Consider the following 24,669-nt stretch of genomic DNA (forward strand, 5'->3'; position numbering starts at 1 on the left):
ATGGACGACAATTACCGCACGGCCGTGGATGCGGCCGCGATCTTTTCCGAGACCGACCTGCGCGGTTGCATCACCTACGTCAACCAGCAGTTCTGCAGCATCTCCGGCTACAGCCGCGAGGAGCTGCTGGGGGCCAACCATCGCATCCTCAATTCCGGCCTGCACGAGCCGACGTTCTTCCTCGACATGTGGCGCGCCCTGGCGGCAGGAAGGGTGTGGAAGGGCGAGATCTGCAACCGCGCCAAGGATGGCTCGCTGTACTGGGTCGATAGCACCATGGTGCCGTTGATCGATCCGCACACCAACAAGGTGCGCAAGTACGTGTCGATCCGTTTCGACGTCACTGAAAAGCGCCAACTGTTGCATACCCTGCAATGGCGCGTGGGCCACGATGTGCTGACTGGGTTGCCCAACCGCGCCTACCTGTCCGACCTGCTCAACCAGGCCTTGGCGTTCTCGCGTCGCGAGCGCATCCCGCTGGCGGTGTGCATGCTCGACCTGGACGGCTTCAAGGCGGTCAACGATGGCTACGGCCATGCCACCGGTGACCTGTTGCTGATGGAGGTCGCCCAGCGCCTGCAGAGCATTCTGCGCGGGGGGGATGCGGTGGCGCGGCTGTCGGGTGACGAGTTCGTGCTGATCCTGCGCCATATCGAGGGCCGCCAGCAGTTGCATGCGGCATTGCAGCGTATCCTGCACGCGCTGGCCGCGCCCTATGTGGTGCGTGAGCACGCGTTGCGCCTGAGCGCGAGCATCGGCGTCACCTTGTTCCCCCAGGACGACGAGGATGCCGACGCCTTGGTCCGGCATGCCGATCAGGCCATGTACGTAGCCAAGCAGCAGGGGCGCAACCGCTATCACGTGTTCGATGTGTCCCAGGCACTGGAGCTCAAGGCCACCCACCAGACCGTGGCGCGGGTGCGCCGCGCCCTGCGCCAGGGCGAGCTGTGCCTGCATTACCAGCCCAAGGTGAACATGCGCAGCGGCCAGATCATCGGTTTCGAGGCACTGCTGCGTTGGATGCACCCGTCCAAGGGACCGGTGCCGCCTGGAGAGTTCCTGCCCTTGGTGGAGCAGACCGATCTGATCGTCGAGCTGGGCGAATGGGTCATCGAGCAGGCGTTGGCGCAATTGCAGCAATGGCAGTTATCCGGGCGTGACTGGTCGTTGAGTGTCAATATCGCCGCCCGGCAATTGCAGCGCGGCGACTTCGCCGAGCGGCTGGCGCGCTTGCTCGAGCGCCATCCCGGTGTGGATCCCGCGCGCTTGGACCTGGAGATCGTCGAGTCGGTGGCCATCGACAACTTGCCGCGAGTGGGCCGCTGCCTGGATGCCTGTCGGGCGTTGGGCGTGCGTTTTTCCCTGGACGACTTCGGCACCGGCTATTCGTCGCTGAGCTACCTCAAGCGCCTGCCGGCGCAGACCATCAAGATCGACAAGTCATTCGTGCGCGACATTCTTCACGACCACGACGACCTGGCCTTGACCACCGCGGTGATCGGGCTGGCCCAGGCCTTCGGCCGCGCGGTGGTGGCCGAGGGCGTGGAAAGCGTCGAGCAGGGGCGGATGCTGATGGACCTGGGCTGCGAGCTGGCCCAGGGCTACGGCATCGCCCGGCCTATGGCGCAGGCGCAGGTGGCGAGTTGGGCGGCGGCCTGGCGACAGCCGCCCGAATGGCGCTAAGCCGTTATTGCTCCTGGTTCGGCGCGCGCAAGTGGGCCTGTAGCAGTGCCTCGGTCAAGTGCCGGACCTGCGCGGCGTCGGCACGTCGGCGCGTGTCGAGCAGCACGCCACCGGCGCGCTCCAGCAGGCTGGGTTCGAACTGGGCGAATGCCACGGCGCTCAGGTCGATGCGCTGCAGCCTGCCCTGATGCCGCCAGGCCAGAGCGGGCACATCAGCGAACGCTTGCTGTAGGGCCTCGACGAAGGTTGTCGGGACCGGCGGGCCGGCATAGTCGCCGTCCATCCCGCCAGGGCTGGCGAGGGCGTCGAAATACTCCGAGGCCCCTGCCCATTGTTGGGTCAACCTCTCGAAGTGTTCAGGTGCGAGACGGCGCAGCCAGGCGGGCCAGAAGTGCTGGTCAACCAGCCAGTGGGCGAGGTTGTCGGCGTTGGCCTGGCCTTGCACGGCGGTTGCCAACCGTTGCAGCGTGGCTTCGCTCAGGCGTGCGAGGTAGTCGTAGAAGATCGCCGTGGGTTGCACCGGCAGGCCGAGACGTTGGCGCAGGTGCATGCGCGCATGCAGCACCATTTCCAGTTCGTCGAGGAGAAAATTCGGCTCGCTCAGTTGCGTGTCGCTGATGTCGTCGTCCTGGTGCAGGGACGGCGGGTCAGTGGCCTCGGCCAGGGCTCTACGGCGCGCCACGCGCCCCTGGTAGAGCTCGCCGATGCGTGCGTCAAGCAGGCGTTGGCGATAGAGGCCGGCCACGGTCGCCACCGCGACCTCTTCGTTGCTGGCCCCGGGTGCGGCCTGGGACACGGTCTGCCAGAGCTGTACGTCGGTCTCGATCTGCTGGAACAGCAGGCTGGCCTGGTCTACGCAGTGTTGGCCGGCATCGACGAGCAGGTCATTGACCTGTTGTTGCAACTGCGCCTGGCCCCAGCCTGCGTCAGTGACAAGGGCGCGCAGCACGTGGCGCATGCGCAGGTCGAAAGCGCTGGGACTCTGCTGGTACTCGGCCGTGCCGGGGAGGCGCTCGTACAGCGCGTGCAGCGCTTGCCAACGGGGTTGCTGCGCGGATTCGGTCACCAGTGTCTGCAATTCGACAGGCCATTGCCGCGACCACTCCCCGCTGGTGCGTGGCGATTGATGAACCTGGAAGCCCGCTTGTTCCAGGCGCTGTTGCGCGCCAGTGCTGAAGGGGTTGTTGTCGAAGGAATAGGCGAACTCGGGCAGGTTCTCGGCAAGGGCCCGGGCGTAGGCGCTGCCTTGTAGGGGCGGTGCGTCGACCAGGGCATTTGCGCTCAGGTCCAGCTGGCGCAGGGCGGTGGGTTCCTGGAACATCAGGGCCGTCAACCCTCCGGGCCAGTGGCTGATGTCGGTGTTCTGCAGGTCCAGCTGGACCAAGGCGTTCCAGCCAGTCAGATCGGGGGCTAGGGATAGCGGGTTGTCGTATAGGTGCAGGACTTCCAGGCGGTTGAGGCCGGCCAATGCGGCCCGGCTCGCGTCGTTCAGCACGATATCGTTCTGCCCCAGTTGCAACCTGCGCAGTGCAGGCCAGCGCTGCAACGCCTGAAAATGTTCCGTGCCAAGGGCCAGATCGTTGAGGTCGGCTTGCAGCCAGTGCAGTGAGGGCAGTCGGGCAAGGCGGTTCAGGGCAGCGACCGGCAGCCCTTGCACGGCGTCGGTCAGGTTCAACTGACGCAAGGTGCTCAGGCGCTCGAGGACGGCCAGGTTGTGTTCATCCTCCAGGTCGAGATTGTTCGCGCTCAGGTCCAGGGTCAGCAGCTCGCTCATTTCGCCCAGTTCCGTGGGCAGCTGAGCGAGGGCGTTCTCGCCAAGATCGAGGTCGCGCACCCCGGGAAAGGCCCTCAGGAGCTCCCCGAGGCCGGTATCGCGCACGAGGTTGAGGCCATTCAGGGTCAATTGGCGGACATGGGGCAGGGGGACGGGCACCGCCGGTAACTGGTCGAGTTGGTGAAGCTCCAGGGTCAGTACCACATGGTCGATGTCGCCATTGGGCTGATCCGGGTCCTCTCGACGCCAGGCGCTGCGGATACGCTCGGCTACGGCCTGACGCTGGGCACGTCGTTGCTCGAACAGGCCTACCGCAATCCCCTCGGGGTCATGCACCCAGCGCTGCAAGGCCAGGTCCAGGCGTTGGTAGCTGGCGCGCAGCCGCTCGAGCAGCCGGGCAAAGGCACCGGGGCGATCACCGGCTTGGTAGCGCAGACGAAGGCGCAGCATCTCCCGGTCGCGCCCGGGGTTGGCCGGGAACAGTTGATCGAACTGTTCGTCGTCACTCAGGCGCCCCCTGCCGCGGCCACTCAGGCGGTAGCCCAGGCGTGGATCGCCTGGCAGGCGCGAAGGCAGTCGATACTGCGGGCGCACCGGGGCCAGGCCCAGGTCCGTGGCGCTTTGCTGGCGATCGCCGGCGGCCAGGTCGAACAAGCGGTCGCGCAGTTCCTGGGTATCGTGGATAGCGAAGCCCAGGGCATCGCGCTCGCTGTCTGGCAAGGCGTGCAGCAGGGCGTCGAACAGGTTGCTGCGGCTGCTCAGCGCGCTGCCGCGCTCGTCGTAGGCGGTATAGCCTTTTGCCGTTCTGACGACGACCTTGGTCGGTGTGGCCAGTGGGCCGGCGCGATTGACCAACGCCCCGCCAGGACGCCCTTCGCGTAGCTCGATGCCCAGGGTCGCCGTCCATCCGGGTAGGCGTTGCAGGTTGGCGAAGACCAAGCTATCGCGATCGATCCGCGCGCCGCTGGCCGTGTGGAAGCCGCTGAGCGCCTTGTTGATGCGCCCGTCCCGGAGGAACAGGCGCGCGGTTTCGGCGATGGGCAGGGGTAGGCGCCCGGTGCGTTGCAGTTGCAGGAAGTCCCGGGCGCTGGCCTGTGCCAGGATCTGCTCGCGAGCTCTTGGGCTAAGCCCGGGGAAGTCGCGTGCCAGGACTGACGCGACCTGCGGCTCGCCGGTGAGCGGCAAGGGCAGGCCGCCGAAGGCTTCCAGGCTATCGAGCAGCAGGGCCGGCAGCGGCTGGTGGTCGAGCAGGGCTTTGCGCAGGAGTGCGCCGTCGTAGCCACTGCAGCGCAGTGCCTGAGCCAGTTGATTGCTGTCCAGGGTGCCTGCGGCAGGGCCGAGGCGTTTGAGCAGGGTGCTGGTATCCCAGCTCAGTGGCCGGTCATGCTCGAGTAGCCAGGTGCCCTGACCATTGCCCTGTAGCCGTGGTGGGCGCCCCAGCCGATGGGGGGAAGCCAGCTGCCAGTCATGCTTTGCCGAGCGTTGCAGCGCCAAGGCCGTTGCGTCCCGTTCGAGCCAGGCTTGGCCCTGCCAGCGGCGCAGGCCCTGACTGTCGTATGGCTGGCCTTCAGGCCAGGGGCGAGGGCGGGTGAACGGCGCCAGGTCGGCGGGCCAAAGGCGCTCGTGAGGGCCATCGCCGATGCGCTGCCAGTCGTGCAGAATCCCGGCCGGCTCGATGAAACCGCTGGCGGCGCCGAGGGCGGCGAACTGTGCCAGGCTTTCGAACACCGCGAACAAATGGCCGATGGCGGCGTCCGCATCGCCCTGGTTGGCCGCGTGCACGCCTTCGAGGAATTCGTCGACCAGTTGCGCGCCACCGACCACCATCATCACTTCACTCAACCCCGGAACGAACAGGGCGGCGACATTCAGCAGCGTAAGGCCCGCGCTCAGCCAGCCCTCGATACGTGCCAGCTGGGCAGCCGCATCACGCTTGGCCACTGGCACCGCGAGGACGGCGGCATCCGCCAACTTGCGTTCGACGCGGGTGCGGGCCCGTTCGCTGAAGGCATCCTTGCGCCAGGGCGTGTGGGTGAAATGCAGGCGGGTGTTCTTGTCCAGGGTTTCCTGCCAGAGGTCCGTGGGCGATGGGAACAGGCGGTGGAGCCAGTCGAAGCGCTCGCCCGGTTCAAGTACCGGCGGGGTGGGGTGCAGTTGAGCGTAGGGGTAGCGTGGATAGAGGCTGGCGCGCAGGCGGGCGCTGAAGCGGGGTTGTTCGGCCAGGCTCACGTAGCGCATGAAAAAGGTGCGCTCCTGCTGCTGCCACAGCAACTGCGTGAGCCAGGTTGCCGCTGCTTGCAGTGATGGGTGCTGACGCAAGGGCTCGCGGTTGTGCCCTGGCAGGTACAGCAGGCAAGCGCCGAGCTGGCGTCGCGGGTCGAGATGGATCAGCAGCGGACCGTCGAGCGGGCAATCGAACAGGCTCAGGAAGCTGCAATGCAGCGACGCCCGGGCGGAATCGGCAAGGCCTGACAGCACGGTCTCGCCGATCGCCGCGCCAAGGCCGTCCACATGCCCCTGCAGGTGAGCCATGCTCAGGGTCGCGGCGAATGCCGCATGGTCCTGTTGGCGTAGCAGGTCGCGCAGGGCGCGGGTGTCGAGGTGTTCGGCCAGGTGCTGGTGATAGCGTCGGCCCAGGTCGAGGTTGCGCACGCCGGCGACGAAGCGTCGGGCATCCAGGCTGGAGCGGTGTATCACCTGGGCATCTTCGTACAGTTTTGGTTGGGCATCGGCGTCGAAGTTCTGCAGGGCGGCCTCGAGCCAGGTGGGGTCGCGGCCCAAGTACCAGACCCGGGCATGATCGATGGCTGGCAGCACGGCATCGGGGTACCAGTGGCGCAGGGCGTCTTCGAGCAGAGGGCGACAGAAGCTGGCCACGTCCTGCACCGGCGCCAGCGCATGGGCCAGTTGGCGGGTGCTGGCATGGCTGCGGCGGATACGGTGTTCAAGGGTGCGTCGTTGCGCACGGGTGGCCTGGGCCAGCCAGGCCGGCAGGCGGCGTTGGATGAAGGCCAGGTGCGGGGAGAGGGGGGTGTCGGTCATCGCTGCTTTGCGTCTATGGATGGAAAGCAGCGAGGCTAGCGTCACGAACAGGGGCGGCTCGGGTACATAATTGATACCTGGCCGGCGCGGCCGCGGTCAGGGTTGTGGCACGGTGCTTTTCACTGCCGCCAGCTCTGGGTGAGCCACCAGCTTGTCGATATGCAGTTCGTCGTTGTTCATCCAGGTTTCGGTCAGCACCCGGTAGTGCTCCATGTCCCGGCAGCGCATGCGCAGGCTGTAGTCGAAGTGGCCGCTGATCAATTGGCACTCGTAGACCTGCGGGCAGGCCCGCACGGTCGCCTCGAAGGCCCGCTGCGCCGAGCGACCGCTCTGGTTGGACAGGGCCACCAGCACCAGCAGCGACAAGCCCGGGGACACCTGCTGCAGGTCGATGATCGCCCCGTAACCGCGAATCACCCCGCGCCGCTCCAGCTTGCGCACCCGCTCCAGGCAGGGCCTGGGCGTCAGGTGGACGAGGGTGGAGAGCTTTTCGTAGGTGATCCTTCCTTGGTGGCGCAGCACGTCGATGATGGCTTCATCGATGCGATCCAGCGGTGCTGCGACGGGTGTGGTGGCCTTGATATCCATAGGCGGCGTGACTTCACTTCAGACGATTGGAGAGGAACTGCCGCAGGCGCTCGCTCTGTGGCCGGTCGAGGATTTCGGCGCTGCCGTGTTCCTCGACCAGGCCCTGGTGCAGGAACAGCACCTGGCTCGAGACCTGGCGGGCGAAACCCATTTCGTGGGTGACCATGAGCATGGTACGTCCTTCCTCGGCGAGCGTCTGTATCACCTTGAGCACTTCGCCGACCAGCTCCGGGTCCAGCGCCGAGGTGGGTTCGTCGAACAGGATGATCTCCGGCTCCATGGCCAAGGCCCGGGCAATTGCCACGCGCTGTTGCTGGCCGCCGGAGAGGAACGCTGGGTACTGTTCGGCGGCCCGCGCCGGCAGGCCGACCTTGTCCAGGTACTTGCGCGCCCGTGCCTCGGCTTCGCCGGCGCTTACGCCCAGTACCTTGCGCGGCGCCAGGCAGATGTTCTCAAGCACCGTCAGGTGGCTCCACAGGTTGAAGTGCTGGAACACCATGGCCAGGCGCGTGCGCAGGTTCTGCAACTGGGCCGGTGGCGGGGTGCGGGTGCCGGGGTGGATCTCCAGGGTCTGGCCGTCGAGGGTGATGCTGCCGGCATTGGGCTGCTCGAGGAAGTTGATGCAGCGCAGGAAGGTGCTCTTGCCCGAGCCGCTGGCGCCGATCAGGCTGATCACGTCACCCTTGCGCGCCTGCAGCGAGACGCCCTTGAGCACCTGGTGCTCGCCGTAGTGCTTGTGCAGGCCCTCGACGCTGAGCTTGATCGCGCCAGTGTGGGCGTAAGCCCTTGGGGCCTGGGCGAAGGTGGAAAGTGGCAGTGCGGTAGCAGTCATGATTTCAGCCTCGGGCAGGGTCAAGGAAGCGCATCCAGCGCCGTTCGGCCACGCGGAACAGGCCGACCAGGGCGAAGGACAGCAGCATGTACAGCAGGGCGGCCACGCCGAAGGCCTGGAAGGTCAGGAAGGTCGCGGCGTTGGCGTCGCGGGCGACCTTGAGGATGTCGGCGACGGTGGCGGTGAAGGCCAGCGAGGTGGCATGCAGCATCAGGATCAGCTCGTTGCTGTAGGCCGGCAGCGAGCGGCGCAGGGCGGCGGGCAGCACCAGGAACAGGTTGAGCTTCCAGCCGCGCAGGCCATAGGCCTGGGCCGCCTCCAGCTCGCCAGCGGGCAGGTTGCGGATGGCCCCGGCGAAGATTTCCACGGTGTAGGCGCAGGTGTTGAGCACGAACGCCAACAAGGTGCAGTTGAGCGCGTTGCGGAAAAACTGGTCGAGCAGGGCGTGGTCGCGCACAACCTGCAGGCTGTAGAGCCCGGTGTAGCAGATCAGCAGCTGGATATAGAGCGGCGTGCCGCGGAACACGAAGGTGTACAGCTGCACCGGCAGGCGCAGCCAGGCATGCCGCGAGGTACGCGCCAAGGCCAGGGGCAGCGACAAGGCGAAGCCCAGCACCATGCTGGCCAGGAACAGCCACAGTGTCATGGCCAGGCCCGAGAGGCCGGTGCCATCATTGTAGAGATAGGCCAGGCCATATTCCTGAAGGAGTTCGATCATCGCGCCAGCTCCTTGATGCCGGTGTTGTAGCGCCGCTCGAGATGCTTGAGCAGGCGATTGGACAAGGTGGTGATGACCAGGTAGACCAGGCCCGCCAGGCACAGGAAGAACAGCATGTCATTGGTGGTCTTGCCGGCGTTCTGCGCGGCCTTGACCAGGTCGGCCAGGCCGATGATCGACACCAGCGCGGTGGACTTGAGCAACACCAGCCAGTTGTTGCCCAGCCCCGGCAGGGCGAAGCGCATCAACTGCGGGAACAGCACCAGCCGAAACCGCTGTGCCCGGCTCAGGCCATAGGCGGTGGCGGCCTCCAGCTGCCCGGCGGGCACGCTGAGGATGGCGCCGCGAAAGTTCTCGGTGAAGTAGGCGCCGTAGATGAAACCCAGGGTGACTACCCCGGCGCTGAATGGGTCGATTTCGACATAGTCCCAGCCCAGCATCTCGGTCAGGTCGTTGAGCCAGATCTGCATGCTGTAGAAAATCAGCAGGATCAGCACCAGGTCGGGAACGCTGCGGATCAGCGTGGTGTAGAGGGTGGCCGGGAGGCGCAACAGCCTGGACCGCGACAGCTTGGCGCTGGCGCCGACCAGGCCCAGTGCGAGGCTGAGCGCCAGTGACAGCAGGGCCAGCTTGAGGGTCATCCAGGTGCCCTGGGCCAGCAGCGGGCCGAAGCCTTGCAGGCCGTGGGAGAGGAAGTCGTTCATGAGAGGATCTCGCGGGTAGACCATCGCCGGGCAAGCCTGCTCCCACGCAGTGGTGAGCCTGTGGGAGCGGGTTTGCCCCGCGATCGGCGCTGTGGGTCACTCGTTGTAGATATCCACGTCGCCGACGTACTTCTTCTGGATCTCGGCGTAGGTGCCGTCGGCATGGATCATGGCGATGCCTTTGTCGAGCAGGGCCTTGAGTTCGGGGTCGCTCTTGCGCAGGCCCATGGCGATGTCCAGCGGCAAGGTTGGGTCCTTGATCGCCGGGCCGCTCCTGAAGTCGGCGCCTTCGGGCTTGGAGAGGAAGTTGAGCTGGGCTTCGAGCTTGTCGGTGACGGTGGCGTCGAGGCGGCCATTGATCAGGTCGGCGTAGTTCTGGTCCTGGCTCTGGTAGGCCTTGACCTGCGCGCCCTGCGGCGCCAGCACGGCGCGGGCGTAGGCTTCCTGCAACGAGCCCTGGAGCACGCCGACCTGCTTGCCCTTGAGCGATTCGCTGGTGTCGCCAAAGTCGGCCGACTTGCGCACGATCACCGAGGTGGGGCTGAGGAACAGGCGGCTGGTGAAGTCGATCTGCTTCAGGCGCGCCGGAGTGACGGCCATGGAGGACATGATGGCGTCGAACTTGCGGGCGCGCAGGGCCGGGATCATGCCGTCGAACTCGTTGTGCACCCAGGTGCACTTGACCTGCAGCTTGGCGCAGATGGCATTGCCCAGGTCGATGTCGAAGCCTTGCAGGCTGCCATCGGCGGCAACGGATTCGAAAGGTGGGTATTCGGGGAAGACGCCGAAGCGGATCTCGGTCCACTCCTTGGCCTGGGCAACGCTGGTGGCACACAACGAGAACAGCAGCACGCCGAGGCGTTTTCGCATGGAGAACATGGTCTTGGGTCCCTGGGTGTTGTTATTGGTAGTAGGGCGGTTGATGCGTTTAGGTCCGTCGGTGACTCATGGGTCGCGCTCAGAATGCGCGAGATAGACAGGTTTTTTGTGTCGTTTGCCAGCACGTGGGGGGCCGGATTCAGCTGTTAGTGGGCGAGTTGCAGCCGAAACGGCTGTTCCGACAAAGATTTATGGATGTGCGACAGCCGTTTCGGTCACTGGGGCCGCCAAGCGGCCCCGAGTGTTCGGTCAGGCAGCATTGGCCTTGCGCTCACACCCTTTTGGTTGCAGCAAGGCAAACAGGTCCTTCGGGTTCTCGAGTTCAGGCACCAGCGCAATGTCGTGCCCGATGTCCAGGGCGCGGGCGACGTCCAGCACATAGCGCAGCGCCGAGTAGTCCTCCAGGGCGAAGCCGACCGAGTCGAACAAGGTGACTTGACCGGCGTTTTCGCGGCCTGCGGCGCTGCCCTCGACCACCTGCCAGAACTCGGTGGTCGGCGAGTCGGCGGGCATCTGCTGGATCTCGCCTTCGATCCGGCTCTGCGGTTCGTACTCGACGATCACCCGGGCGCGCTCGACGATGTCGCGGTGCAGCTCGGTCTTGCCCGGGCAGTCGCCGCCCACGGCATTGAGGTGCATGCCCGGTTCGATCAGCTCCGCGGTGAGGATGGTGGCGTAGGCCTTGTCGGCGGTGACCGTGGTGACGATGTCGGCGCCGCGCACTGCCTCGGCCACGCTGCCGGCGATGGTCAGCTTCAGTTGCGGGTAGCCGGCCAGGTTGGCTGCCAGCTTTTCAGAGGCGCCGCGGTCGATGTCGAACAGGCGGATTTCCTCGATGCCCAGCAGGGTGTGGAAGGCGATGGCCTGGAACTCGCTTTGCGAGCCGTTGCCGATCAGCGCCATGCGCTTGCTGTCCGGGCGCGCCAGGTAGCGGGCGGCCAGGGCCGAGGTGGCGGCGGTACGGATGGCGGTGGTCAGGGTCATCTCGCTGAGCAGTACCGGCGCGCCGGTATCGACATCGCCCAGGGCGCCGAAGGCCATCACCGTGAGCAGGCCGTTGTGGGTGTTCTTCGGGTGGCCGTTAACGTATTTGAAGGCGTACAGGCTGGCGTCGGACACCGGCATCAGCTCGATCACCCCGTCCGGCGAGTGGTTGGCCAGGCGCGGGCATTTCTCGAAGTCGTGCCAGCGCAGGTAGTCCTGGCGGATGTAATCGGCCATCTCGGCCAGGCAGGTGGGCAGGCCCTTGCGGTTGACCAGGCGGGCGAGGTCATTTACGTCGATGTAGCGGGTCATGATGGTTCTCCTTGACGGGTCAGTGGCGCGAGGGCAGGTGGATTTCGGCGAGCATGCAGCGGGCGCTGCCGCCGCCGATGCGTTCGATATGGTCGATATTCACCACCAGCGGGTGGCTGTGACGCTCCACCTGCTGGCGCTGGTGGGCATCGAGGGAGGTCCAGGCGCTGCGCGACATCACCAGCAGCGAGCGGCCATCGCGGTCGTGGACCTCGAGCATGTTGCCGGCGAAGTTTTCCAACTGGTCGAAGTCCAGGGCCAGCAGTTGCTTACCGGTGTCGCGCAGGGAATGCTCCAGTGCCCGGCGCTCATCGGCGTGGGGCAGGGCGGCGAGGCAGACCACGGCGAGCTGGCGGCCAACGTTCATCATCACGTTGCTGTGATAGATCGGCGCTTGCTGGCGGTCCACGGCGTGGAACAGGCACAGGCGGTAATCGAGGTGTTCGGCGAACTGGCGCAGGACGCGTTCGTGGGTGCGCCCGGAGTGGCAGGCGTAGCTGATCCGGTGCTCGCGGTCCAGGACCATGCTGCCGGTGCCCTCGAGGAACAGATTCTGCTGTTCCAATGGGCTCAGGTCGATGGTGCGCTGGATGGCGAAGCGCTCGCTCAGCACGCCCAGTACGCCCTTGCTGCGTTCCAGGCGGCGATTCTTGCCCTCCATCGGGTAGAGCACCAGACTGCCGTCGGCATGGCTGCTCCAGCAGTTGTTGGGAAAGATCGAGTCGGGGGTATGGGGCTCTGGGGTATCCTGCACCACCAGTACGTCGACGCCGTGCTGGCGCAGGCTGTCGACGTAGCCGTCGAACTCTTCCAGAGCCTTTGCGCTGGCGGTCTCAGGGTCCAGCGGCGCTTGCTGGAAGCGGTTGTTGGCGGCGGTGTCGGGATTGAAGGCGAACCGCGCCGGGCGAATCATGAGGACGGTATTTGTTGTTTGCATTGGGCACGCATCCACAGGTGGGCTGTGTGACCATTGTGTGATGGTTCGCGGTGAGATCCCGGCTGAAGCGGGCGGGGCGGGCAGCGGGTCCAGCTGAAATGGCTTGTTTGGCAGCAGAATCGGCTGGTGTCACAGAAAAAGGTCGCCATCCTCGTGGGAGCGGGCTGTACAACTGAAAACGGCGCCTCGAAGGGCGCCGTTTTCTTTATTGCCGGAACACCTTGATTACTTGTGCAGCTCTTCAGCCGCATACAGGGTGTTCTCCAGCAGGCAGGCGCGGGTCATCGGGCCCACGCCGCCCGGTACCGGGGTGATCCAGCCCGCGCGAGGCAGGGCGGTGTCGTAGACCACGTCGCCGACCAGCTTGCCGTCCTCCTGGCGGTTGATGCCGACGTCGATGACGATGGCGCCTTCCTTGATCCATTCACCCTTGACCAGGCCCGGCTTGCCGGCAGCCACCACCACCAGGTCGGCGCGGCCGACGTGGCCGGGCAGGTCCTTGGTGAAACGGTGGCAGACGGTGACGGTGCAACCGGCCAGCAGCAATTCCATGGCCATGGGGCGGCCGACGATGTTGGAGGCGCCAACGATCACCGCGTTCATGCCGTACAGGTCCTGCCCGGTGCTTTCCAGCAGGGTCATGATGCCCTTCGGGGTGCACGGGCGCAGCAGCGGGATGCGCTGGGCCAGGCGGCCGATGTTGTAGGGGTGGAAACCGTCTACGTCCTTGTCCGGGCGGATGCGCTCGAGCAGCAGCGAGGCGTCCAGGTGAGCCGGCAGCGGCAGTTGCAGCAGGATGCCGTCGACAGCCGGGTCGTCGTTGAGCCGGTCGATCAGATCGGCCAGGGCTTGCTGCGTGGTATCGCTGGGCAGGTCGAACGCCTGGGAAATGAAGCCGACCTCTTCGCAGTCCTTGCGCTTGTGCGAGACATAGACTTGGGAGGCCGGATCGGTGCCGACCAGGATCACCGCCAGGCCCGGGGTGCGCAGGCCTTGCTGGCGGCGCTCGGCGACACGTTGGGCGATCTGCTGGCGCAGGTTGGCGGCGATCGCCTTGCCATCGATAAGGTGTGCAGTCATAGACGCGTGATTAACCATCGAGAAGGGAACATATAAGAAGCGCGTATTCTCGCACGACCTGGCCCGAGGGCAAAGGCGGGTGGTCGGGCAAATCCCCTAACCCCTTCAATAATTTAAATTTTTTAGAGAAAGGTGTTGACGGCCTAGAGGGTCGCCTATAAGATTCGCCGCACTTGTCGGGCACTGCCTGGCACGGGTTGGCAAGGTCAGGCAGAATAAGCGGTTCGTTTGTTCGGTCGGACTGATAGCTTAAGCGCCCGTAGCTCAGCTGGATAGAGCATCCGCCTTCTAAGCGGATGGTCGCAGGTTCGAGTCCTGCCGGGTGCGCCATCAGGCCTGGGCAAGTAAGTAATAGCAGTACCGCACTATGGTGGGCGTAGCTCAGTTGGTAGAGCGCTGGATTGTGATTCCAGTTGTCGTGGGTTCGATTCCCATCGTCCACCCCAGATTCTTCAGGGGCGCCTCGATTGCATGATCCGGCGCCTTTGTTTTTGAGTTATGCGGACGTGGTGAAATTGGTAGACACACTGGATTTAGGTTCCAGCGGCGCAAGCTGTAAGAGTTCGAGTCTCTTCGTCCGCACCATGTTTCTGTAAGGCTGTACCGTAACACCGCATTATGGTGGGCGTAGCTCAGTTGGTAGAGCGCTGGATTGTGATTCCAGTTGTCGTGGGTTCGATTCCCATCGTCCACCCCATATTTTCGAAGGCGCCCGCATCGCGAGATCGGGCGCCTTTGTCGTTTCCGGGGTTTGCCGCTACTGGTGGCCTTGCCCAGAAAGCTGATAAATTTCAGCCGGTTGAATGCCCGCGCAGGAGTGGCGCAGATGATTGCAAAAGAAGCGCGCCAGGCCCTGGCGCTGCAACGGTTCGCCGAGCAGAACCCGCAACTGCTCGAGGAAATTCGCGAGCTCGATGAGCGCGAGCAGGCCCAGCAGATTGCGTGGGCGTTCGAGGACGCTGCCGATGAGTTGGGTATGCAGCCTTGGGAATATGCGCTGCAGTTGATTGCCGAATCGCCGGAGCAGCTGCAGGCCATGCGTCTGGAGACCCATCGCGAGGTGGCCGAGGCGCTGGGGTTGGAGTGGGAGGAGTATTGCCAGTTCAATGATATAGAGCTGGAGTGAGGTTGGGGGCGCTTGTGGGGGGCGATAGTTTTGTGGCACCTGCGCGTGCCGTCTTTTATCTCGCTCCCCCTTGAAATTCCAAACAAAATTCTCATATCCCGGCCAATCGCTGTTTGTTTGACAAGGTTTTACAACCGCGTGGCGTTCAAAGCGCCGCGCGGGCCTGACTGAAACTGGCTCGACGCCCCGGAGCGCGGGCCTTTCAAGGAAATCGACCGGCATGCTCGGCCGGCAATCTGGGTGGGGTGACTTCTGTGGCTTGAGTCACTAGAATGCTTGCCCTTGATTCTGGAGTCGGGCTATCGCCGGCTAACGTCTGTGCAACGAGGAATATCCATGCAAGTTTCTGTTGAAAACACTTCCGCTCTCGAGCGCCGCATGACCATCGCCGTTCCGGCCGAGCGCGTCGAGAACGAAGTCAACAAGCGTCTGCAGCAGACTGCCAAGCGCGCCAAGGTCGCGGGCTTCCGCCCGGGCAAGGTGCCGATGAGCGTGATCCGCCAGCGTTTCGAAGCCGATGCCCGTCAAGAGGCCTTCGGTGATCTGGTCCAGGCCTCCTTCTACGAAGCTATCGTCGAGCAGAAACTGAACCCGGCTGGCGCCCCTGCCGTCGAGCCTAAGTCGTTCGAAAAGGGCAAGGACCTCGAGTTCGTCGCCATTTTCGAAGTCTTCCCAGAGTTCACCGTTGCCGGTTTCGATTCGATCGCCGTCGAGCGCCTGAGCGCCGAAGTGGCTGACGCCGACCTGGACAACATGCTGGAAGTCCTGCGCAAGCAGAACACCCGCTTCGAGGCCGTCGAGCGTGCCGCTGCCAACGACGACCAGGTCAACATCGACTTCGTCGGCAAGATCGACGGTGAAGCCTTCGCCGGTGGTTCGGCCAAGGGCACCCAGCTGGTGCTGGGCTCCGGCCGCATGATCCCAGGCTTCGAAGAAGGCCTGGTCGGCGCCAAGGCCGGTGAAGAGCGCGTGGTCAACGTGACCTTCCCAGAGGACTACCAGAACCTCGACCTGGCCGGCAAGGCCGCCGAGTTCACCATCACCGTCAACAGCGTGTCGGCCCCTGTGCTGCCAGAGCTGAACGAAGCCTTCTTCGCCCAGTTCGGCATCAAGGAATCGACCCTGGAAGGTTTCCGCGCCGAAGTTCGCAAGAACATGGAGCGTGAACTGCGCCAGGCCATCAAGACCAAGGTCAAGAACCAGGTCATGGACGGTCTGCTGGCCGCCAACCCGATCGAAGTACCAAAGGCCCTGCTGGAGAACGAAGTCAACCGTCTGCGCGTGCAGGCTGTTCAGCAGTTCGGTGGCAACATCAAGCCAGACCAGCTGCCAGCCGAGCTGTTCGAAGAGCAGGCCAAGCGTCGCGTGGTTCTGGGCCTGATCGTCGCTGAAGTGGTCAAGCAGTTCGAGCTCAAGCCTGATGAGGCCGAAGTTCGCAAAATGATCGAGGAAATGGCTTCGGCCTACCAGGAGCCTGAGCAGGTTGTGGCCTGGTACTACAAGAACGACCAGCAACTGAACGAAGTTCGTTCGGTTGTACTGGAAGAACAAGTTGTAGATACTGTCCTGCAGAAAGCGACTGTGACCGACAAATCGGTCTCGTACGAAGAAGCCGTCAAGCCCGCGCAGGCAGCTGCCGACGCTGAGTAACAGGCTACTCTCGTAGGAAACCCCCACAAGCCAGCCTTCGCGCTGGCTTGTGTGTATTCAAGCCATGACTATTTGGGAGCGAGTGCAGGACATGTCCCGCAATTCTTATATTCAGCAAAGCTCTGACATCCAGGCCGCTGGTGGCCTGGTCCCGATGGTTATCGAGCAGTCCGCCCGTGGCGAACGTGCCTACGACATCTATTCGCGCCTCCTCAAGGAGCGCGTGATCTTCCTGGTCGGCCCGGTAGAAGACTACATGGCCAACCTGGTGGTGGCGCAGCTCTTGTTCCTTGAAGCGGAAAACCCGGACAAGGATATCCATCTGTACATCAACTCCCCGGGCGGCTCGGTAACTGCTGGCATGTCGATCTACGACACCATGCAGTTCATCAAGCCGGACGTCTCGACCATCTGTATCGGCCAGGCCTGCAGCATGGGCGCCTTCCTGCTCGCGGCAGGCGCCGCCGGCAAGCGCCACTGCCTGCCGAATTCGCGGGTGATGATCCACCAGCCGCTGGGCGGCTTCCAGGGTCAGGCTACCGATATCGAGATTCACGCCCAGGAAATCCTCAACATCAAGGCGCGCCTGAATGAGCTGTTGGCCCACCACACCGGCCAGGACCTCGAGACCATCAAGCGCGACACCGAGCGTGACAACTTCATGAGCGCTGCGCGCGCGGCCGAGTACGGCCTGATCGACTCGGTCTACGACAAGCGGCAACTGGCATCCTGAAGCAATGCGCCAGAGCGGGCGGGCGCGGTATGCGCCCACCCGCGGACTTGAAAAAGCCAGCGATTGCCTTCATCTTGTGTTTCAAGCCTACCGGATTGGATCGATCGAATGACTGACACCCGTAACGGCGAGGACAGCGGCAAATTGCTCTATTGCTCCTTCTGCGGCAAAAGCCAGCACGAAGTGCGCAAGTTGATTGCCGGCCCCTCGGTATTTATCTGCGACGAGTGCGTCGACCTGTGCAACGACATCATCCGTGAGGAGGTGCAGGAAGCCCAGGCCGAGAGCAGCGCGCACAAACTACCCTCGCCGAAAGAAATCAGCGGTATCCTGGACCAGTACGTCATTGGTCAGGAACGCGCCAAGAAGGTGCTATCCGTAGCGGTGTACAACCACTACAAGCGCCTGAACCAGCGTGACAAGAAGGGCGACGAAGTCGAACTGGGCAAGAGCAACATCCTGCTGATCGGGCCGACTGGCTCGGGCAAGACCCTGCTCGCCGAGACACTCGCGCGCCTGTTGAACGTGCCGTTCACCATTGCCGACGCCACTACCCTGACCGAAGCCGGTTATGTGGGCGAGGACGTCGAGAACATCATTCAGAAACTGCTGCAGAAGTGCGACTACGACGTGGAAAAGGCCCAGATGGGCATTGTCTACATCGACGAGATCGACAAGATCTCGCGTAAGTCGGACAACCCGTCCATCACCCGTGACGTCTCGGGCGAGGGCGTGCAGCAGGCGTTGCTCAAGCTGATCGAGGGCACCGTGGCCTCGGTACCGCCGCAGGGCGGTCGCAAGCACCCGCAACAGGAGTTCCTGCAGGTCGATACCCGCAATATCCTGTTCATCTGCGGTGGCGCGTTCTCTGGCCTGGAAAAGGTCATCCAGAACCGTTCCACCAAGGGCGGCATCGGCTTCAGTGCCGAGGTGCGCAGCAAGGAAGAAGGCAAGAAAGTCGGCGAGTCGCTGCGTGAGGTCGAGCCTGACGATCTGGTCAAGTTCGGCCTGATTCCGGAATTCGTCGGCCGCCTGCCGGTGCTGGCGACCCTGGACGAGCTGGACGAGGCTGCATTGATGCAGATCCTCACCGAGCCGAAGAACGCCTTGACCAAGCAATACGCCAAGCTGTTCGAGATGGAAAGCGTCGACCTCGAGTTCCGCAGCGATGCGCTCAAGGCCGTTGCCCGCAAGGCCCTGGAGCGCAAAACCGGCGCCCGTGGCCTGCGTTCGATCCTCGAGGGCGTGTTGCTCGACACCATGTATGAGATTCCTTCGCAGAAGGAAGTCAGCAAGGTGGTCATCGACGAGAGCGTCATCGAAGGCACCTCGCAGCCGCTGTTGATCTACGAGAACAGCGAGCCGCAAGCCAAGGCTGCCCCCGACGCCTGATCGGGCAAGGGTAGCGTGATGAAAAGGGGCCTTCGGGCCCCTTTTTGCATTTCATGGACTCGGCGCTTGTAATTTGCCGGGGCTGCCCCCACATTAGCCCCAAGCACCATTTCCAAAGGTTTCCGGCCACAAGGCCGCTGTAGAGGCGAAATCATGAAGACCACCCTCGACTTGCCTCTTCTGCCATTGCGTGACGTTGTCGTCTACCCGCACATGGTCATCCCGCTGTTCGTGGGGCGTGAGAAGTCCATCGAAGCCCTCGAGGCCGCGATGACGGGCGAAAAGCAGATCCTCCTGCTGGCCCAGAAGAATCCCGCCGATGACGATCCGGGCGAAGACGCCCTGTATCGCGTAGGCACTGTCGCCACTGTCCTGCAATTGCTCAAGCTGCCCGATGGCACCGTCAAGGTGCTGGTCGAAGGCGAGCAGCGCGGTGCGGTCGAGCGCTTCAACGAAGTCGACGGTCATATCCGTGCCGAAGTCAGCCTGATCGACGAAACCGAGACCGCCGAGCGCGAGTCCGAGGTGTTCGTGCGCACCTTGCTGTCCCAGTTCGAACAGTACGTGCAACTGGGCAAGAAAGTCCCAGCCGAAGTTTTGTCCTCGCTCAACAGCATCGAGGAGCCCGGGCGCCTGGTCGACACCATGGCCGCGCACATGGCGCTGAAAATCGAGCAAAAGCAGGAAATCCTAGAAATCGTCGACCTGGCGGCACGCGTCGAGCACGTGCTGGCGTTGCTGGATGCCGAAATCGACCTGCTGCAGGTGGAAAAGCGCATCCGTGGCCGGGTCAAGAAGCAGATGGAGCGCAGCCAGCGCGAGTACTACCTGAATGAGCAGATGAAGGCCATTCAGAAAGAGCTTGGCGATGGCGACGAAGGCCATAATGAAATCGAGGAGCTGAAAAAGCGCATCGATGCCGCCGGGTTGCCTAAGGATGCCCTGGCCAAGGCCCAGGCCGAGCTGAACAAGCTCAAGCAGATGTCGCCGATGTCGGCTGAAGCCACCGTGGTGCGTTCGTACCTGGATTGGCTCGTCCAGGTGCCGTGGAAGGCCCAGAGCAAGGTGCGCCTGGACCTGGCCAAGGCCGAGGAGATTCTCGATGCGGACCACTACGGCCTGGAGGAGGTCAAGGAGCGCATCCTTGAATACCTCGCCGTGCAGAAGCGGGTGAAGAAAATTCGCGGTCCGGTGCTGTGCCTGGTCGGCCCGCCTGGCGTGGGCAAGACCTCGCTGGCTGAGTCGATCGCCGCCGCCACCAACCGCAAGTTCGTGCGCATGGCCCTCGGCGGCGTGCGTGACGAGGCCGAGATTCGCGGCCATCGGCGTACCTACATCGGTTCGATGCCGGGACGTCTGATTCAGAAGATGACCAAGGTTGGCGTACGAAATCCGCTCTTCTTGCTCGATGAAATCGACAAGATGGGCAGCGACATGCGCGGCGACCCGGCCTCGGCGTTGCTTGAGGTGCTCGACCCCGAGCAGAACCACAACTTCAACGACCACTACCTGGAAGTCGATTACGACCTCTCGGACGTGATGTTCCTGTGCACCTCGAACTCGATGAACATCCCGCCGGCGCTGCTGGACCGGATGGAAGTCATCCGCCTGCCGGGCTACACCGAGGACGAAAAGATCAACATCGCGGTCAAGTACCTGGTGCCCAAGCAGGTCAAGGCTAACGGTCTGAAGAAGGACGAGCTGGAGGTCGACGTGTCGGCCATCCGCGACATCATCCGTTACTACACCCGCGAAGCCGGCGTGCGTGGCCTGGAGCGGCAGATCGCCAAGGTCTGCCGCAAGGTGGTCAAGGAGCACACCGGGCACAAGCAGGTGAAGGTCAAGGTCAGCGGCGAGCAGCTCGAGCACCTGCTGGGCGTGCGCAAGTTCCGCTACGGCCTGGCCGAGCAGCAGGACCAGATCGGTCAGGTCACGGGCCTGGCCTGGACCCAGGTGGGCGGCGAACTGCTGACCATCGAGGCCGTGGTCATCCCCGGCAAGGGCCAGTTGATCAAGACTGGCTCGCTCGGCGATGTCATGGTCGAGTCGATCACGGCCGCGCAAACCGTTGTGCGCAGCCGTGCCCGTAGCCTGGGGATCGCCGCGGATTTCCACGAGAAGCACGACGTTCACATCCACATGCCCGAAGGTGCCACGCCCAAGGATGGCCCGAGCGCGGGTATTGGCATGTGCACCGCGCTGGTCTCGGCATTGACCCAGATCCCGGTGCGCGCCGATGTGGCGATGACCGGCGAGATCACCTTGCGAGGTCAGGTCTTGGCCATTGGTGGCCTCAAGGAAAAATTGCTGGCGGCACACCGTGGCGGAATCAAGACGGTGATCATTCCTGAAGAGAACGTTCGCGATCTCAAGGAGATTCCGGAAAATATAAAGCAGGATCTGCAGATCAAACCGGTCAAATGGATTGACGAAGTCCTCCAAATTGCGCTGCAATACGCCCCGGAGCCCTTGCCAGATGTGGCTCCGGAGATTGTCGCGAAAGATGAAAAGCGCGACGGCGATGCTAAGGAAAGAATCAGCACGCACTAGTACGTATTTCGCTGGGGGGCTTTGGTTGACAGCATTTTCTGCCCCTTGCTATAAAGCGGCACGCCAGTGTCAACAGGCCACCCAGCGCTCGTTTCATAAGCTTTTCATTACATACTTAGAAACAAACTCAATAGAGAAATAAGGGGACTTAGAGTGAACAAGTCGGAACTGATTGACGCTATCGCCGCATCTGCTGATATCCCGAAAGCTGTAGCCGGCCGTGCGCTGGACGCAGTCATCGAATCCGTCACCGGCGCCCTGAAGCAAGGTGACGATGTGGTACTGGTTGGCTTCGGTACCTTCTCGGTCAAGGAGCGCGCTGAGCGCACCGGCCGCAACCCGCAAACCGGCAAGGCGATCAAGATCGCCGCCGCCAAGGTTCCAGGCTTCAAGGCTGGCAAAGGCCTGAAAGACGCCGTCAACTAAGTCGTCTTTCAGCCGGTCCGGGCATGCCTGGGCCGACCGCGTGACGGCGGGTCGCAAACGTTCCCGCTGGCACGCTCGCTTCGAGAAGGCGCATCCACTGGATGCGCCTTTCTTCTATCAGGACTCTACCCACGCTCCGCGGTTGTCGACGCAGTGGTACAACCGTTTCTGGGGGACGCATGCTGCAGAATATCAGGGACAATTCACAAGGTTGGATTGCCAAGACCATCATCGGCCTCATCGTCGTACTGATGGCGTTGACCGGCTTCGAGGCCATTTTCCAGGCCGCCAGCCATAGCCAGGACGCCGCCAAGGTGAACGGCCAGACCATCAGCCAGAACGAGCTGAGCCAGGCCGTGGACATGCAGCGCCGCCAGCTGATGCAACAGCTGGGCAAGGATTTCGACCCTGCGTTGCTGGACGAAAAGATGCTGCGCGAAGCCGCGCTCAAAGGGCTGATCGATCGCAAGCTGCTGTTGCAGGGTGCCGAAGACGCCAAGTTCGCTTTCTCCGAGGCCGCGCTGGACCAGTTGATCCTGCAGACGCCAGAATTCCAGGTCGATGGCAAGTTCAGCGCCGAGCGCTTCGACGCTGTCATCCGCCAGATGGGTTACGGGCGCATGCAGTTCCGCGAGATGCTCGCCCAGGAAATGCTCATCGGCCAGCTGCGCACCGGCTTGGCCGGCAGCAGCTTCGTCACCGACAAGCAGGTCGAGGCATTCGCCCGCCTGGAGAAGCAGACCCGTGACTTCGCCGCCCTGACCTTCAAGGCCGATCCGGCCGCGGTCAAGGTGAGCGATGACGAGGTCAAGGCCCACTACGACCAGCACGCCAAGGAATTCATGACCCCCGACCAGGTGGTCATCGACTACATCGAGCTGAAGAAGTCGGCCTTCTTCGACCAGGTCAAGGTCAACGAGGACGAGCTCAAGGCGCTGTACGAGAAGGAAATCGCCAACCTCGGTGAGCAGCGCCATGCCGCGCACATCCTGATCGAGGTCAACGACAAGACTACCGATGCCCAGGCCAAGGCCCGCATCGAGGAGGTCCAGCAGCGCCTGGCCAAGGGTGAAGACTTCGCCAAGCTGGCCAAGGAGTTCTCCCAGGACCCAGGCTCGGCCAGCACCGGTGGTGACCTGGGCTTCGCTGGCCCTGGCGTGTACGACCCGGCCTTCGAGGAGGCACTGTACAAGCTGAACAAGGACCAGGTGTCCACCCCGGTGCGTACCGAATACGGCTATCACCTGATCAAGCTGCTGGGCGTCGAGGCACCGGACGTGCCGAGTTTCGCCAGCCTCAAGGACAAGCTGACCCACGAGCTGAAGACCCAGCAGGTGGAGCAGCGCTTCGTCGAGGCCACCAAGCAGCTCGAGGACGCCGCCTTCGAAGCTTCCGACCTGGCCCAGCCGGCCCAGGACCTGAACCTTAAGGTCCAGACTTCCACGGCCTTCGGTCGTGAAGGTGGCGAAGGCATCACCGCCAACCGCGCGGTGATCCAGGCCGCGTTCAGCGAGGAAGTGCTGGAAGAGGGCGCCAACAGCAACGGCATCGAGCTGGATCCGGAGACCGTGGTGGTCCTGCGCGTCAAGGAGCACCGCAAGCCCGAGCAACTGCCGCTGGAGGCCGTGGCCAAGAATATCAGCGCGCACTTGGCCAAGGAGAAGGCGACCGCCGAGCTCAAGGCCAAGGCCGACACGTTGATCGCCGGGCTGCGTGATGGCTCGATCAAGGCCGCCAGCCAGAACTGGAAGATTCAGGAAGCGGCTACCCGCGGTCAGGACGGCATCGATCCGATCGAACTGCAGGCCGTGTTCCGTCTGGGCAAGCCTGAGTCCAAGGACAAGCCGGTCTATGGCAGCGCGGTCCTGGGTGATGGCAGCCTGGTGGTTCTGCAGCTCAAGGGCGTCAACGAAGGCGCCGCGGCCACCGATGAGGAAAAGGCGCAGATCCGCCGCTACCTCGCTTCGCGCGCCGGCTCCCAGGACTTCGCGGCGTACCGCAAGCAACTGGAAGGCAGCGCCGACATCACTCGCTACTGAGTGTTGTCGCGATGACGAAACAGGCCGCTTACGCGGCCTGTTTCGTTTCTGATGCTCAAGACCTAGCGCTTAACCCTCCCCTGTAGGAGCGGCCTACCGCCGAACCCCCTCGTGATTGTCCAGTGTATCGCGCGCGATCTCCCGGCCCAGGGCAATCAGCTCCGGCGCCTTGTAGAACTCGAAGAACCGGCACACCCGCTTGGGCACGTTGATCAACACATCCGGTGGATACCCGGCGATCTTGTACTGCGCCAGCGACGTCTGCATCACCTCGAAGCTCTGGTTGATCAGGTCGAGCAACGACGCCGGGCCCACGTTGTCGACAATGAACGAGCCCGTGGCCGACTTGGGGGCGCCTTCGCTTTGCGGCGCCGCTGCCGGTTGCTGGCCTTCCGGGTCGGCGCCCTCACCCAGCCAGGGGTTGGCTGGGGCGACGATCTCCTGCTCAAGACGCATCAACTGTTCGGCCGGCTTGCGCCGAAACGGCAGGCGCGAGCCCAGTGAGCTGATCAGCGCATCGAACCGCATCTTGAACGCCGCCGGGCGCTCGATCACCGGCAACTGGTATTGCTTCTGGTTGGTGGCATTGAGGTTGACCGCGATGATCAGGTCGCAGTGGCTAGACACCACGGGCACGATCGGCAGCGGGTTGAGGATGCCACCGTCGACCAGCATGCGGTTGCCTTGCACCACTGGGGTGAACAAGCTGGGAATCGCCGCCGAGGCGCGCATCGCCTGGTGCAGGCAGCCTTCCTGGAACCAGATTTCCTGCTGGTTGGTGAGGTCGGCGGCGACCGCCGTGTAAGGGATGCGCAGTTGCTCGATGTTTATTTCGCCAACTATCTTGCGGATCTGCCCGAATACCTTGTCGCCGCGAATGGCGCCCAGGCGGAAGCTGACATCCACCAGGCGCAGCACGTCGAGATAATCCAGGCTCTCGATCCAGCTGCGGTACTCGTCGAGCTTGCCGGCGGCGTAAATGCCGCCGATCACCGCGCCCATGGAGCAGCCGGCGATACAGGCGATATCGTAGCCGCGCCGCTCGATTTCCTCGATCACGCCAATATGCGCGTACCCCCGAGCGCCGCCGGAACCCAGCACCAATGCCACGCGTTTGCCCATGAGTCATTTCTCCCAGCCAGTGCAACGATGGTCCAACAATGCACCCATTGGCGCCTGTGCTTCAATGTAGTCCGCGCTGGGCTACGCTGAGCAGGGCA

General features: G+C 63.6%; 18 protein-coding genes and 4 tRNA genes. 12 read left to right on the forward strand and 10 right to left on the reverse strand.

Going from position 1 to position 24,669, the window contains the following annotated elements; all coding sequences use genetic code 11:
* Positions 1-1,683 carry a bifunctional diguanylate cyclase/phosphodiesterase gene (locus E3U47_RS06365; RefSeq protein ID WP_134690152.1) on the forward strand — a complete coding sequence of 561 codons (1,683 nt, stop codon included), beginning with the start codon at positions 1-3 and terminating at the stop codon, positions 1,681-1,683.
* A 4-nt stretch (positions 1,684-1,687) separates the two neighbouring features.
* Here E3U47_RS06365 and E3U47_RS06370 read toward each other — a convergent pair whose 3' ends face one another.
* The 9 genes from E3U47_RS06370 to folD form a co-directional block, all read right to left on the reverse strand.
* The gene (locus tag E3U47_RS06370) at positions 1,688-6,499 is read right to left on the reverse strand and encodes a dermonecrotic toxin domain-containing protein (RefSeq protein WP_134690153.1); all 4,812 of its coding nucleotides are present in this window, start codon (positions 6,497-6,499) and stop codon (positions 1,688-1,690) included.
* Between the two features lie 96 nt (positions 6,500-6,595).
* Positions 6,596-7,087, reverse strand: a complete 492-nt coding sequence (locus E3U47_RS06375; RefSeq protein ID WP_134690154.1) for an Lrp/AsnC family transcriptional regulator — start codon at positions 7,085-7,087, stop codon at positions 6,596-6,598.
* Positions 7,088-7,100: 13 nt separating this feature from the next.
* Positions 7,101-7,919, reverse strand: a complete 819-nt coding sequence (locus E3U47_RS06380) for an ABC transporter ATP-binding protein (protein WP_256660233.1) — start codon at positions 7,917-7,919, stop codon at positions 7,101-7,103.
* A 4-nt stretch (positions 7,920-7,923) separates the two neighbouring features.
* Complete coding sequence (locus E3U47_RS06385; RefSeq protein WP_134690155.1) at positions 7,924-8,637, reverse strand: ABC transporter permease; 714 nt, start codon at positions 8,635-8,637, stop codon at positions 7,924-7,926.
* Complete coding sequence (locus E3U47_RS06390; protein WP_134690156.1) at positions 8,634-9,341, reverse strand: ABC transporter permease; 708 nt, start codon at positions 9,339-9,341, stop codon at positions 8,634-8,636. The genes E3U47_RS06385 and E3U47_RS06390 overlap by 4 nt, the downstream gene beginning before the upstream one ends.
* A gap of 96 nt (positions 9,342-9,437) precedes the next feature.
* Positions 9,438-10,220, reverse strand: coding sequence for an ABC transporter substrate-binding protein (locus E3U47_RS06395; protein WP_134690157.1), 783 nt, complete (start codon positions 10,218-10,220; stop codon positions 9,438-9,440).
* A 249-nt stretch (positions 10,221-10,469) separates the two neighbouring features.
* Positions 10,470-11,516, reverse strand: coding sequence for an ornithine cyclodeaminase (locus E3U47_RS06400; protein ID WP_134690158.1), 1,047 nt, complete (start codon positions 11,514-11,516; stop codon positions 10,470-10,472).
* Positions 11,517-11,535: 19 nt separating this feature from the next.
* Positions 11,536-12,453: a citrulline utilization hydrolase CtlX gene (gene ctlX, locus E3U47_RS06405; RefSeq protein WP_134690159.1), complete on the reverse strand. Its 918-nt coding sequence runs from the start codon at positions 12,451-12,453 to the stop codon at positions 11,536-11,538.
* Between the two features lie 225 nt (positions 12,454-12,678).
* Entirely contained in the window at positions 12,679-13,533 is an 855-nt protein-coding gene (gene folD, locus E3U47_RS06410; RefSeq protein ID WP_134690160.1) for a bifunctional methylenetetrahydrofolate dehydrogenase/methenyltetrahydrofolate cyclohydrolase FolD, read from the reverse strand.
* Between the two features lie 253 nt (positions 13,534-13,786).
* On the opposite strand from folD, the gene E3U47_RS06415 reads away from it, so the two are divergent.
* From E3U47_RS06415 to E3U47_RS06465, 11 genes are all read left to right on the forward strand, one after another.
* A tRNA-Arg gene (locus tag E3U47_RS06415) sits at positions 13,787-13,863 on the forward strand.
* Positions 13,864-13,903: 40 nt separating this feature from the next.
* Positions 13,904-13,979, forward strand: a tRNA-His gene (locus tag E3U47_RS06420).
* Positions 13,980-14,033: 54 nt separating this feature from the next.
* Positions 14,034-14,118: transfer RNA gene (locus tag E3U47_RS06425), tRNA-Leu, on the forward strand.
* 36 nt (positions 14,119-14,154) lie between these two features.
* Positions 14,155-14,230, forward strand: a tRNA-His gene (locus E3U47_RS06430).
* A 129-nt stretch (positions 14,231-14,359) separates the two neighbouring features.
* Entirely contained in the window at positions 14,360-14,659 is a 300-nt protein-coding gene (locus E3U47_RS06435; protein WP_134690161.1) for a DUF6388 family protein, read from the forward strand.
* Between the two features lie 336 nt (positions 14,660-14,995).
* A complete protein-coding gene (gene tig, locus E3U47_RS06440) occupies positions 14,996-16,309 on the forward strand; it encodes a trigger factor (protein WP_134690162.1) in 1,314 nt (437 codons plus the stop codon).
* Positions 16,310-16,400: 91 nt separating this feature from the next.
* Positions 16,401-17,042 carry an ATP-dependent Clp endopeptidase proteolytic subunit ClpP gene (gene clpP / locus E3U47_RS06445; protein ID WP_043213484.1) on the forward strand — a complete coding sequence of 214 codons (642 nt, stop codon included), beginning with the start codon at positions 16,401-16,403 and terminating at the stop codon, positions 17,040-17,042.
* Between the two features lie 108 nt (positions 17,043-17,150).
* Positions 17,151-18,434 carry an ATP-dependent Clp protease ATP-binding subunit ClpX gene (gene clpX / locus E3U47_RS06450; RefSeq protein WP_134690163.1) on the forward strand — a complete coding sequence of 428 codons (1,284 nt, stop codon included), beginning with the start codon at positions 17,151-17,153 and terminating at the stop codon, positions 18,432-18,434.
* Positions 18,435-18,587: 153 nt separating this feature from the next.
* Entirely contained in the window at positions 18,588-20,984 is a 2,397-nt protein-coding gene (lon, locus tag E3U47_RS06455; protein WP_134690164.1) for an endopeptidase La, read from the forward strand.
* Between the two features lie 153 nt (positions 20,985-21,137).
* Positions 21,138-21,410 (forward strand): nucleoid-associated protein HU-beta, encoded by a 273-nt coding sequence (hupB, locus tag E3U47_RS06460; protein WP_011533117.1) that lies wholly within the window; start codon positions 21,138-21,140, stop codon positions 21,408-21,410.
* A 179-nt stretch (positions 21,411-21,589) separates the two neighbouring features.
* Positions 21,590-23,449 carry a SurA N-terminal domain-containing protein gene (locus tag E3U47_RS06465; RefSeq protein ID WP_134690165.1) on the forward strand — a complete coding sequence of 620 codons (1,860 nt, stop codon included), beginning with the start codon at positions 21,590-21,592 and terminating at the stop codon, positions 23,447-23,449.
* A gap of 93 nt (positions 23,450-23,542) precedes the next feature.
* Here the strand turns inward: E3U47_RS06465 and E3U47_RS06470 are convergent, their stop codons facing one another.
* Entirely contained in the window at positions 23,543-24,571 is a 1,029-nt protein-coding gene (locus tag E3U47_RS06470; RefSeq protein ID WP_134690166.1) for a patatin-like phospholipase family protein, read from the reverse strand.
* Positions 24,572-24,669: the final 98 nt, after the last annotated feature.

Source organism: Pseudomonas sp. RIT623, assembly GCF_004519305.1.
Taxonomy (GTDB): Bacteria; Pseudomonadota; Gammaproteobacteria; order Pseudomonadales; family Pseudomonadaceae; genus Aquipseudomonas.

Coding starts and splice junctions, on each gene's coding strand:
- E3U47_RS06365 (WP_134690152.1), top strand. CDS start 1: ATGGACGACAATTACCGCACGGCCGTGGATGCGGCCGCGATCTTTTCC.
- E3U47_RS06370 (WP_134690153.1), bottom strand. CDS start 6,499: ATGACCGACACCCCCCTCTCCCCGCACCTGGCCTTCATCCAACGCCGC.
- E3U47_RS06375 (WP_134690154.1), bottom strand. CDS start 7,087: ATGGATATCAAGGCCACCACACCCGTCGCAGCACCGCTGGATCGCATC.
- E3U47_RS06380 (WP_256660233.1), bottom strand. CDS start 7,919: ATGACTGCTACCGCACTGCCACTTTCCACCTTCGCCCAGGCCCCAAGG.
- E3U47_RS06385 (WP_134690155.1), bottom strand. CDS start 8,637: ATGATCGAACTCCTTCAGGAATATGGCCTGGCCTATCTCTACAATGAT.
- E3U47_RS06390 (WP_134690156.1), bottom strand. CDS start 9,341: ATGAACGACTTCCTCTCCCACGGCCTGCAAGGCTTCGGCCCGCTGCTG.
- E3U47_RS06395 (WP_134690157.1), bottom strand. CDS start 10,220: ATGTTCTCCATGCGAAAACGCCTCGGCGTGCTGCTGTTCTCGTTGTGT.
- E3U47_RS06400 (WP_134690158.1), bottom strand. CDS start 11,516: ATGACCCGCTACATCGACGTAAATGACCTCGCCCGCCTGGTCAACCGC.
- ctlX (WP_134690159.1), bottom strand. CDS start 12,453: ATGCAAACAACAAATACCGTCCTCATGATTCGCCCGGCGCGGTTCGCC.
- folD (WP_134690160.1), bottom strand. CDS start 13,533: ATGACTGCACACCTTATCGATGGCAAGGCGATCGCCGCCAACCTGCGC.
- E3U47_RS06435 (WP_134690161.1), top strand. CDS start 14,360: ATGATTGCAAAAGAAGCGCGCCAGGCCCTGGCGCTGCAACGGTTCGCC.
- tig (WP_134690162.1), top strand. CDS start 14,996: ATGCAAGTTTCTGTTGAAAACACTTCCGCTCTCGAGCGCCGCATGACC.
- clpP (WP_043213484.1), top strand. CDS start 16,401: ATGTCCCGCAATTCTTATATTCAGCAAAGCTCTGACATCCAGGCCGCT.
- clpX (WP_134690163.1), top strand. CDS start 17,151: ATGACTGACACCCGTAACGGCGAGGACAGCGGCAAATTGCTCTATTGC.
- lon (WP_134690164.1), top strand. CDS start 18,588: ATGAAGACCACCCTCGACTTGCCTCTTCTGCCATTGCGTGACGTTGTC.
- E3U47_RS06465 (WP_134690165.1), top strand. CDS start 21,590: ATGCTGCAGAATATCAGGGACAATTCACAAGGTTGGATTGCCAAGACC.
- E3U47_RS06470 (WP_134690166.1), bottom strand. CDS start 24,571: ATGGGCAAACGCGTGGCATTGGTGCTGGGTTCCGGCGGCGCTCGGGGG.